This is a genomic window from Phycisphaeraceae bacterium (assembly GCA_019454185.1).
In the GTDB taxonomy this organism is placed as follows: Bacteria; Planctomycetota; Phycisphaerae; order Phycisphaerales; family UBA1924; genus JAHBWV01.
Genome location: CP075368.1, coordinates 1,437,137 through 1,447,829 on the forward strand (window position 1 = coordinate 1,437,137; position 10,693 = coordinate 1,447,829).

A 10,693-nucleotide genomic window follows, 5' to 3' on the forward strand; every position below is an offset into this window, starting at 1 on the left:
GACAGGGAGATCACACCATGGGAAAGGCCGAACGGACCGTCGAAGAGCTCGTGAGCATGATCGAGAGCAAGGAGCTCCGACTCCCCGAGATGCAACGCCGCTATGTCTGGAAGGCGACTCGCGTGCGCGACCTCCTGGACTCTCTTTACCGTGGCTATCCCTCTGGCGCCATTCTCGTCTGGGAGGCCGAGGGGCAGGTGCCCGAGCGTTCGTTCGCGGTTGAGCAGTCCAAGAACACCGTTCAGTCCGGCCTGCTCCTTCTCGACGGCCAGCAACGCCTGACGTCACTCTCGGCCGTGGTCCGAGGGGTTCCGGTGACCGTCCGCGGCCGCAGCCGCCCCATCGACATCCTCTTCAACCTCGACCATTCCGACAAGTTGACCTACGTCACCGAAGTCCACGAGGAGGACGACGACGAGTCCGAAGTCGACGATGAGTTCGGTGCCGACGCCACCGAGGACGACCTCCAGAAGCGATTGAGTGAGATGGCGTTCGTGGTGGAAACCCGCCAGCTCGCGGCTCGCCCGAACTGGGTGAGCGTCACGGATGTCTTCAAGACCGCGGACAACGCCTCATTCCTGAAACGCGCCGGCGTCAAGGACTTCGACGACCCGCGATTCACGCTCTACAACGATCGCCTGAACAAGCTCCGCGCCATCCGCAAATACATGTACCGCATCGACATCCTCGAGCGCTCCATGTCCTATGAGGAAGTGACCGAGATCTTCGTCCGCGTGAACTCACTCGGGGCGAAGCTCCGAAGCTCTGACCTGGCCATGGCACAGATCACGGCAAAGTGGCCCCAGTCTCTCAAGGTCCTTGAAGAGTTCCAGGAGTCCTGCGCAAAGGCCGGGTTCGAACTGGAACTCGGCATCGTCCTCAAGAACCTGGTCGCGTTCGCCACCGGTCAAAGCCGCTTCAAGGTCGTCGGCAACCTCTCGATCGATCGGATCAAGTCCGCGTGGAAGCCGAGCACTCAGGGAATGGAGTACGCCATCAACTTCAGCCGCAGCAACGCCGGGATCAGCGGCCACGCACTGCTCTCCTCGCCCTACCTTCTGATTGCGCTCGCCGTCTTCGCAGAGAAGTCGAAGTACCAACTCTCGCAGGCCGACGAGGCATCCCTCCGGTACTGGCTGCTCGCCGCGAACGCCAAGGGCCGATATTCCCGGGGCTCCTCCGAGACGATCCTCGACCAGGATCTCGCGACCATCGCGTCCGGACGCGGACCACTGGGGCTCATCGAGCGGGCCGAGTCTGCGTTCGGGCGCCTCAGCGTCCTGCCCACCGACCTCGCTGGCCGGAACCAACGAAGCGCCCTCTTCAAGACCATGTTTCTGGCTTTCCACGCCGCCGGCGCCATGGACTGGGAACAAGCGGTTCGCATCTCGCTCGCTCACCGGGGCAAGATGCAATGGCTCCAGTTTCACCACATCTTCCCGCGCGCGGTTCTGAAGGGCGTTTATAAACCCGTCGAGATCAACGACATCTGCAATCTGGCGTTCATAGGGGGCCGCACAAACCGGCGCATCAGCAGCAAGGAGCCTGCGGTGTATCTCGCCGCTCTGCTCGATAAGCACGGCCCGAAACAGCTCGAAGCGCAGTGCATCCCCACCGATCGGGCCCTCTACGCCATTGACCGCTTCCCGGAGTTCCTCGAAGCACGCCGCCAGCTCGTTGCGGCACGGCTCAACGACTTCCTTGAGAGTGCCAGAACACTGCGGTGATCGATACCGCAGAGGAGGGTTTGACGACCCATGGAGAGCATCACTCAGGCACTCTCGTCGTTGGCGTCTGATCTCGCGGCCAGGCGAGACGAGATCGACCCGCCAGCCGAGCGATTCTCGACGCATCCCGAACGATGTTGGTACTTCGAAAGGGGCCTCGGACATGAAGGAGACGATGAACCGCTGCCCCCGCTTCGCCCCGCGCTCGACGCTTGTCTCGCCACGCTTTCCGACAATTCATTCCAGAGACTGGCCGCAGGCATCGACGCGGCGCATTTGCAAGCCGTAACCGCCTCGCTGCGAGAGCACGAGACGAGACTTCGGAATCGATTCGATGCCGCTGTGGACGCGATCGAGTCGTGCAGATTGGCTGCGATCAGTGAGGCCAACAAGCTGGTCCTGCAGTGGCTTGGCGTCCGGTCGCGTCGCCGGCGCACATACCTTTTCACCGCCGAGTCCTTGCGAGTCGCACTCGATCCTGACGGTCCGATTGGTGGAACGCCGCAACGACGCCGCGCTCTCGCAAAGGCGATCGAATCGGGAGGACGAGTCTCCAGATACCAGACATCCATCGGCCCACCCAAACGTCCCAGATCGGCCAAGGAAGTGGCGTCCCGGTACTGGGTTGCTCTCACGGATGCCGATCGCGAGATCGCCGGGATTCGGGCACAACTGAGCGCGGATGTGAAGGCCGTCGTGGACTATCTCAACTCCGCCGCGGCACTCGTAGACGCGAGCCAGTGGATTCGCTCCGAGGACGCTGCAAGGCGCTCCGGGATAGCCGCCGACACCATCCTCAAGCGAAGCAAGCGCGAGGAATGGCCAACCAGAGGGGCGGGCAGAATGCGCTGCTATCGACTCTCGGACCTTGAGAATGCATGGCCAGGCAAGAACTTCAGGACGGACACAACACCGGGAATGAGAAAGCAAAAATTGTGCCCGGACAACTCCGGACATATGCGGAAAGGCCAACGCACCGGCTAGACCTGACATGAACTCGCGTCTGAAGTCTCGCACACGCGGCTGATCGCGTGCTGGAGACACAGAATGCGAAGCGATACCTCTGCACGTCCCTCCCCCACCGACCCAGCTCTGCTTGATCTGCACACGGCCGCGCAACGCCTCGGCCTGAGTCACCGGACGGTTTGGGAGATGGCTAAGAAGGGCACGCTCCCCACAGTTCGAATCGGCCGGCGCGTGCTCATAAACGCCCGAGCTCTCGACAAGTGGATCTCCGCCCGAACAAAGGGAGGCGCGGCATGAGGGAGCCCCCTATCAACGACGCGGCCCCGGCGGCAACCGGGGCAGGCGTCAGGATCGAAAACGTCTGTATCCAGTCTACGCCCCCAGCCCATGATTGGAGAACGATCGCCCTTCAATGCTGCATTCGTGATAGGGGCTACATCGAGGAGCGTGCGCCATGAGCCGCGGAAGCGGCGGCAACACGCAGCGCAAACTCACCGGCCCATTGCGACTGGACGCCGCGATCGGCAACGCCACACTCGCGCGAGGTGAGAAGGCGATCCTACACGCGATCGGTCGCAACGTGAACTTCGAAACTTGGACGTGCTTTCCCTCCATCGTGACCATCGCGAAGAGCGCGGGCTATTCAGAGCGACAGACTTCAGAGATTGTCCGCCGATTACACGAGAAGAACATCCTGCACTTCGATCGCAAGTCTCGGGGCGGGCGTGCTGGCGACGGGCGCGGCATCACGCACGTCTATCGGCTGGACATCGACATGTTGGAGTCGCTTATCAACCCCGAAGGGATTGCGGGGTTTACCTCGAAACGTGGGCGCGTGAACCCAGAACCGAACGAGAATGAACCCCGAGGTCAGTGCGAACAAACAGACCATCCATCACACCAGTCGAACAGACCATTCACCGCAGCACCCGAGCCCGGAAAGGAATCAGCTAGCGCGGCATGGATGGATGGGCATGACTCGCCCGATCTCCGGGCGGAGCTCATGAGGCAAGGCATCGCCGGTCCCAACCTCGACGCGCTCGTGGCCTCCGGGCGACTCACAGTCGCACAGGTACGAGCTGAGGCCACCAGCGTCGATGCTGCTCCCGGAGTGCGGAACAAGGCCGCCGTCTTGGCCAAGCGGCTTCTGAGAATCGCAGGCATCGAATCAGCCCGCCAACGCACGCTCGCTCGTGACATCGATCCTGTGGTGGGTCGGATCGAGCAGCTGCGCCGATCCAAAGTCCGCGATTCTTGATCGCACCCACTTGCGCCATCTCGCAAGACATGGCATAATGCACATACCGAAGGAGGGTGAATCAATGTCCAGCATCATCCGTGATCCCGAAGGCCGCAAGCGCATCACGTTCGGGCCCGTCGATGCACGCCGCACGATCCGACTCGGAAAGTGCGGCATCGGCGACGCCGAGAAGTTCCGAGTCCGCGTGGATGCGCTCATCTCGGCCCGCGCCCTGAACCAGTCCCCTGACGCTTCCACCGCCGAGTGGCTCCGGGGTCTCCCCGCCGCCATGCACGAGCGGCTTGTCCGCGTCGGGCTCGCCGATCCCCGCGTGGCCCCCGAATCGACCTCGCTCGGCTCGCTGCTCGATCGGTTCGTGAACGCGGGCGTGATCAAAGCATCGACCCGAGCGGCATACCGACAGGCGACGGAGAGTCTCCGCAAACATCTCGGTGCCGATACCCCCGTTGACGCGCTCACGCCCTCAGATGCCGACCGCTGGCGCAAGGCGATCGCGGACGAGGGGCTCGCCCCTGCCACTGTTGCGAAACGAGTGAACATCGCGAAAGCTATCTTCCGCAAGGCAGTTCGGTGGGAGATCATCGACGCGAGCCCCTTTGAAGACCTCCGCTCCGGCTCTCAATGCAACCCCGACCGGGCGTACTACGTCTCAACAGAGTGCATCCGCGCCGTCCTGGATGCCTGCCCCGATCATCACTGGCGAGCGATCATCGCACTGGCAAGGTTCGCGGGGCTCCGCTGTCCATCCGAGCACTTGGGATTGAAGTGGTCGGACGTGAACTGGGAGCGGGCTCGCCTCACGGTTCGGAGCCCGAAGACCGCAGCCCACGAGGGACACGCCCAGCGCGTGGTGCCGATCGCCCCGGAACTCTTTGGCATCCTCACCGCGCTCTTCGACGGTGCCGAGCCAGGCACCGACGCCATGCTTCCTCGCCTCCGCGAGCCGGGCGTGAACCTCCGCACGACGTTTCAGAAGATCATCGTTCGCGCGGGCGAACCCGTCTGGCCGCGGCTCTTCCACAATCTCCGGGCCTCATGCGCCACCGATTGGGTTGAACGGTTCCCCGCCCACGCCGTCGCCAAATGGCTCGGCCACTCCCCGATGATCGCGGCCCAGCACTACCTCCAGACCCGCGATGCACACTTCGACCTCGCGGCTGGACTCACGCCAAGCGGCGCAGAATCCGGCGCACCTGCGGCGCAAAACGAGGCGCAGCACCCACCGGCCCCGAATCGCAAGGACTCGAAGGAACGTCTGGAAGTCTCGGTTGAGAGTGGGTTTATGCGTGATCCTGCGATCAATCGCGAATCGACGCGAAACAAGAAAGTGGGCGCAACAGGACTCGAACCTGTGACCTCGGCTATGTGACAGCCGCGCTCTAGCCAACTGAGCTATGCGCCCGAACACGCCATCGGCGTGGCCTGAGGATAGGCCGCCACTTGCACCCTTTCCCCAGCCGGGGCGTCAACCGGTCGCACCAGCACGCATGCCTGAAACGTGCACCGTTCGGGCGTCACTGCCGCTCGAGCGCAACCACGAACGAGCGTCCGTCCGTGCCGTGTCGAATAGTCACCGTTCTCGCCGCGGCGTCAATCGCGTCCACACGCCAAGCTCCATCGACATCGCTGCCGGCCCTCAGCATCTTCCCGCCGATCAACGCGACGTCGCCCGACACACTCCGCATGATCCCCGTCAGTCTGATCACCGGTTCCGGATCCATCCTCTCCGGAGCAATCGCGATCACCGCCTCAGGCAGCGGCACGCTCGACACCGCAACCTCAGGGAATGGCGACCCGTCAATCGGCGCAGACTGACGCTCGTTCGCAAGCCCCCTCACCCAAGAATCATCCGGCAACACCAGCTTCTGTGCCTCGATGGACTTGTGTCCGGCCACGCTTGCCCTCGCGCTCGAAGGGCCGGGGGCCAGCGTATTCATGCAGAGCACGCAAGCCACCGGACACACAACAGCAGCTATTGCCACGAACTTTGCATGCCGTCGCACGCGTGTTGCTTCCATCACTCTTTCCCCTTGGCCGAGGCCTCGATCAGCGGCTTGGAGAGCCGATAGTGTGCGGTCTCGATCGTCGCGCGAACAGCATTCGGCCGAGTCAGATCGCGCCCAGGTAGCAGCTTGAAAGACACCACCTTCGACAGGCCCGTCCGCTCTTCGATCGACTCCACGAACGACGCAATAGAGCCGTACGCCCCCGAGACCTCGATGCTGTACCCCGCGCCGACCACAGTCGGGCTTGTCGGCTGCCCCTTCTCGGCCCTTGTGCCCTTTGCCACGCCCCCCTTCGAAGCTGTTGACGAAGCAATCGTGATCCGTTTCGGATCCATCCGATCGATCGAGAGCTCGTGCTCACGCGCCAACTCGCCGATCGTCTCATAGAGATGCCCGGTATCCGAGGACAGATCGCACATTCGCTGCAGACGCAATGCATGATCTGTTACTGTCGTCATGGCAAAGGCAGGGTCCACCGGATCGCTCTCAAGCACGGATGCCGCGCGATCTATCTGCGCCTGTGCCTTCGCAACCTCAGCCGTCGCCCTGTCGAGACGTGACTGCATCGGCCGTGCGACCAGCGTCCACGAAGCCGACAACAACAGCGCGACGCACCCGGCCTCGACCATTGGTGACATGAGACTCGTTCTGCCTTTCACATGCCACCTCCGGTCTCGCTCGCGTACGCCTCGCTCTGCTTCAGCTTCATCGAGATCGAGAACGTCCGCGACGGAGACCCCTGCAACTGCTGGAGCCGCGTCGACCCAAGCGTCACTCCATCGAAGACGGGCACGCCCGAGAGCCACGCCATCAACGCACGCAGAGAATCGCCGTGCTGCTCCGTGATGCTCGCCGATCCCCGCAGCGTCATCACCGGCTTGCCGTGCTCGTAGCCGCAGCTGATATCTGATACATGAATCCCCATCGACGCGACCTCGCTGATAGACGCGAGCGCGGCGTGCCACTCCGGTGTCTCGCCCAACGCGGCACGCAACCGCTGCTCGGTCTCGGTCACGATGCGCGACAACTGGATCGCACGCTCGCGATGCGCGACCAGCTCCGCCGATGAAGCGATCTGAGGCGAGATGGCTGCGAGCTCTGCTTCAACTCGTGCAAGCCCCCTCCCCTTGCTCCCGACATCCGCTACGACGAGGGCCGCCGCGATGCCCGCCCCCACGAGCGTCGCTCGCCTGATGAAACGTGTCGCCCCCTGGACGGCAACTCGCGCGGGCAGCAGGTTGACACCCTCAGGTATGCTGGCGAGCACGCGACGCACGATCTCCTCAGGTCCCCACACGCCTCCAGCCGGGCCATCGCGATCAACAGCCCGAACCAGAGAGTCCGCGTAGTCGCTCAAAAGGGCATCCAGAGACTTCACCCTCGCTCCAGGACCCGAGAGATACACGCGAAGTGGGCGGCTCTCCGTGTCCATCCCGAATCGCGCAGTCTGCTTGATCTCGATCGCCAGACGCTGCACGACGCTCTGCATCAGCGGCAGCACATCCTGCCCCTTGACCTCAGCCCAGCGGCCAATCTCTTCATTCCGAGTAGGCACGCCGTGCGACCAGACGCACGCCGCCGCATCTTCACGCCGCACGCCGTAACCGTCATCACCGATCTTGTGCCGAATCGCTCTCAGATACGCATCAGCAAGCTGATCCGTACCAATCGCCACCTGTCTCACAAGCCGTGGCACACCACCGATCATCCCACACAGTGTCGTGACCTGCTCATCAACGTCAACAAGAATCGCGTCCTTATCGTCGAGCGAGAGAGCCGAAGACCAGCACGAAGCCAGAGAGACCGCACGCAACGGCACAATCCGCTCAGTGACGAGCCCCGCACGGTCGAGCATCGCGCACACACTCGACACGGAAACCTCGGACTCTGCCGCCCACAAGCCGATCGATTGATCCGACGTGTCGCGTGCTCCCCACAACGGCTCATGCCCCAACGAGTACAAGTCCAGCGATGCTCCAACCAACTCACTCAACGCAAGCCGCATCGAGCCGGCAACCTCAGAGCCGCGTCCCGGAACCGCGATCGCCTCCACTGTCGTGAGCGGCGAGTCATAAACCACAGTTGTTCTGGCTCCCGGCTTCGAGCCGACGCCCCGCGCCACCTGCGCGACGGCCTCATCAATCTCCTCAAGGTCGCCCTCCCAGAAGCGTTCCGATTCGATCGCCGTCGCCTCGACTCGCGACGTGGCGATGATCTGACGCCCACGGACACGCGCGCCGTCAACCCTCCCCGAACCGATGACCAGGATGAGTCTGTCTGCCGCCACGATGCCTCCTTGCCGTTCAACGCCTCTGCTCAATCGGCCTGCCCCGCTTCCCGATTCACTCAGAGATATCAACCCGTACAGCAACCCGACGCCGCCCATAGCCCGATCGCCCATCTATCACCAGATCGAACCCCTCCTCGCTCCCACCGCCACCCGAGAGCGACACCGTTGCGTGTGGCAACAGGAGCGTCCTGTCCCCTCCCCACTCCCCATCCCCGGATAACTCGTTCATCGCGACGATGACTCCCGCATCGCACGCATATAAAGCCCGCAGCGTCTCAACCCTGAGCGCACCAACCGCCGCATCCACGCTCCCGGCCTTCAGCGAGCCGAACGCAAGGAAGTTCAGGAGCAGAAGCAGTACAACAACCGTTGCCACCGCAAACCCTCTGCGACCGTGTGCACTCGGCGTGCTCCTCAGTGAGCCCATCACTCACCCCCCAGTCCGATAGCCGAACGGGGGAACACCGCCGTGCGCATCGACATGCCGCTGGATGAGATCTCGAATCCGATGCGTCTCGTCAGACTAGGTGTCTCCATCGTCGAGCCGACTCCGCCAGACCCCAACGCAACGATCGTGAACGAGTCCACATCCTCGCACAGGACCGCCTTCCCCGCGCCCGTAGCGAGCACAAGCCGCTCGCCATCAAGCCACACGCCGGATCCGTCAACGAGCTGGATGGAACGCTCGTCGATCGATGCGATCGCAAGCCCCTCGCCGCCATCGCTCGCCGGAATCTCTCGCAGCACGCGCGAGATCCGGTCCGATGCAAACGACAGCCGCTCGACCGTCCGCCGCTGCGCAACCGACTCCGCAAACCCCGAGCCGACAGCATCGATAACGGGCATCACCGTCGCGCCCATGACGGCAAGCACCGTGACGCACGCGAGCGTCTCGACCAGCGTGATCCCGCGGGCTATCCGCTTCATCGGATGCATCACATGCCCCTCCCGACCATCAGTACCAGCGGCATCTCGACACGCCCCTTCGAACCGACGAACTCCGTCGTGATCATCACGCGCCGATAACGGTTCTCCGAGGCCGTCTCGGAAACCGCACCGCTCGCGTCCACGGGCTCACCGATCTCGACGCGAGACTCCACCCCTCGCCCGCGGTAATGACCCGTCAGCCACTCGATCCTCACCCAGAGCCCATGCTCCGGATGATCGAGATACGCCGCAGCGTCCTCGAACGCCGTCGGCCCGAGTCCGTCAGCGTCATCGAACGCATCCGCGAGAATGTGCTCCGCGATCCCCTGTGTGAGAGCCACCGCCTCTGCCACGCGCACCGACTCAAGACGCGCATCACCCGCATCACTCGACACGACCAGCATCGGTGGCAGGGTCAGCGCGAGCACGACCACAACGACGACGACCTCAATCAGCGTCACCGCTCGCAATCGCACATGCTGTCGAGCCGACGCACGCATCACTCAATCGCTCCGCTGTACGCATACACCCGAACTCGCGCCGCCTCGCCTATCTCGATCAACGCGTCGTGCTCAGCAATGCCGATCACAATTCCCGCCGCACCCGCCCGCCGCGGCACACCATCATGCCCGAACCAGATGTACTCGCGACCACCATCCGAAACCGCCCCACCCACCTCCGTCACCGCCGCACCGCCGTAGACCGACGAGAGCAGCACCGTTCCTGTCCCTGCACCACTCGCTGCTTCTATCGCATCGAGACCATGCTCAGCCTTTGCGCTCACGACGATCTCTATCACACCCTTTGAGCGATCGATGCTCACGCCGCACACATCACCAGTCGCCATCGCAAGAGCCCTCGCTGTGCGCAGCAACCCGGCCACATCCGCGCACGCCGCGGCTTCCTTCATCTCGGCCCGCGATGCCACCATCGGCACCGCAACAGCCGAGAGAATCGCGATGATCGCTACCACGACCATCGTCTCCAGAAGTGAGAAACCGGAACGAGGCATCCCGAGAACCTCCCGTACCACTTACAACCGATTCGCCGTCACGTATCCGCCCGACTCGTTCGGAACGCGAGTCTCGTCCTCACTATTCAGATAGAGAATCGCCCTCGGCGGCTCATCGTCGTTGTCCACGAAGTAGCACCACCCGTACAGCGCCGATGATGCAACGGCCCGCGCATCCGCCTCGGCACGCGAGACCGCACGGACACCACGAACCCCTGTATACGGATTCGCCGGAAGCCCCTGCTGCATCACAACGCCCTCGGTTGTCAATTCCACGAGCGTCGGGAACGGCGTCTCACCCGTCAGAATCCGCCTGGTGCGAAAGGCCGAGATCGACGTCCGAACACCCGAAACCGCCGACACCGCCGCCGAACTCCTCGCCTCTTCCGTGAGCCCGCCGAACCGCGGCACAACCACGGCCGCAAGGATCGCAATGATCGTCACAACGACCATCACCTCAAGCATCGTGAACCCGCGACGCACCGTGAACGCAACCATCTGACG

General features: G+C 63.3%; 13 protein-coding genes and 1 tRNA gene. 5 read left to right on the top strand and 9 right to left on the bottom strand.

What is annotated here, in order from left to right; genetic code table 11:
- Positions 1-17: 17 nt before the first annotated feature.
- The 5 genes from KF838_06045 (at position 18) to KF838_06065 (ending at position 5,323) form a co-directional block, all read left to right on the top strand.
- Complete coding sequence (locus KF838_06045; protein QYK49410.1) at positions 18-1,727, top strand: DUF262 domain-containing protein; 1,710 nt, start codon at positions 18-20, stop codon at positions 1,725-1,727.
- A gap of 30 nt (positions 1,728-1,757) precedes the next feature.
- Entirely contained in the window at positions 1,758-2,711 is a 954-nt protein-coding gene (locus KF838_06050) for a hypothetical protein (GenBank protein QYK49411.1), read from the top strand.
- Positions 2,712-2,774: 63 nt separating this feature from the next.
- A complete protein-coding gene (locus KF838_06055; protein QYK49412.1) occupies positions 2,775-2,990 on the top strand; it encodes a helix-turn-helix domain-containing protein in 216 nt (71 codons plus the stop codon).
- A 157-nt stretch (positions 2,991-3,147) separates the two neighbouring features.
- On the top strand, positions 3,148-3,951 hold the full coding sequence (locus tag KF838_06060) for a hypothetical protein (GenBank protein QYK49413.1): 804 nt from the start codon (positions 3,148-3,150) through the stop codon (positions 3,949-3,951).
- Between the two features lie 37 nt (positions 3,952-3,988).
- Positions 3,989-5,323: a site-specific integrase gene (locus KF838_06065; GenBank protein QYK49815.1), complete on the top strand. Its 1,335-nt coding sequence runs from the start codon at positions 3,989-3,991 to the stop codon at positions 5,321-5,323.
- On the opposite strand, the gene KF838_06070 is transcribed toward KF838_06065, so the two are convergent.
- From KF838_06070 to KF838_06110, 9 genes are all read right to left on the bottom strand, one after another.
- Positions 5,283-5,356, bottom strand: a tRNA-Val gene (locus tag KF838_06070). The genes KF838_06065 and KF838_06070 overlap by 41 nt on opposite strands.
- A 112-nt stretch (positions 5,357-5,468) precedes the next feature.
- Complete coding sequence (locus tag KF838_06075; GenBank protein ID QYK49414.1) at positions 5,469-5,891, bottom strand: hypothetical protein; 423 nt, start codon at positions 5,889-5,891, stop codon at positions 5,469-5,471.
- Between the two features lie 80 nt (positions 5,892-5,971).
- Positions 5,972-6,619: a hypothetical protein gene (locus KF838_06080; GenBank protein QYK49415.1), complete on the bottom strand. Its 648-nt coding sequence runs from the start codon at positions 6,617-6,619 to the stop codon at positions 5,972-5,974.
- Positions 6,616-8,247: a hypothetical protein gene (locus KF838_06085; protein ID QYK49416.1), complete on the bottom strand. Its 1,632-nt coding sequence runs from the start codon at positions 8,245-8,247 to the stop codon at positions 6,616-6,618. The genes KF838_06080 and KF838_06085 overlap by 4 nt, the downstream gene beginning before the upstream one ends.
- A gap of 55 nt (positions 8,248-8,302) precedes the next feature.
- Entirely contained in the window at positions 8,303-8,626 is a 324-nt protein-coding gene (locus tag KF838_06090) for a hypothetical protein (GenBank protein QYK49417.1), read from the bottom strand.
- 50 nt (positions 8,627-8,676) lie between these two features.
- Complete coding sequence (locus KF838_06095; GenBank protein ID QYK49418.1) at positions 8,677-9,177, bottom strand: hypothetical protein; 501 nt, start codon at positions 9,175-9,177, stop codon at positions 8,677-8,679.
- Positions 9,178-9,185: 8 nt separating this feature from the next.
- On the bottom strand, positions 9,186-9,677 hold the full coding sequence (locus tag KF838_06100) for a hypothetical protein (protein QYK49419.1): 492 nt from the start codon (positions 9,675-9,677) through the stop codon (positions 9,186-9,188).
- On the bottom strand, positions 9,677-10,189 hold the full coding sequence (locus KF838_06105; protein QYK49420.1) for a prepilin-type N-terminal cleavage/methylation domain-containing protein: 513 nt from the start codon (positions 10,187-10,189) through the stop codon (positions 9,677-9,679). Before KF838_06105 ends, KF838_06100 begins: the two co-directional genes overlap by 1 nt.
- A 21-nt stretch (positions 10,190-10,210) precedes the next feature.
- Positions 10,211-10,687 carry a prepilin-type N-terminal cleavage/methylation domain-containing protein gene (locus tag KF838_06110; protein QYK49421.1) on the bottom strand — a complete coding sequence of 159 codons (477 nt, stop codon included), beginning with the start codon at positions 10,685-10,687 and terminating at the stop codon, positions 10,211-10,213.
- Positions 10,688-10,693: the final 6 nt, after the last annotated feature.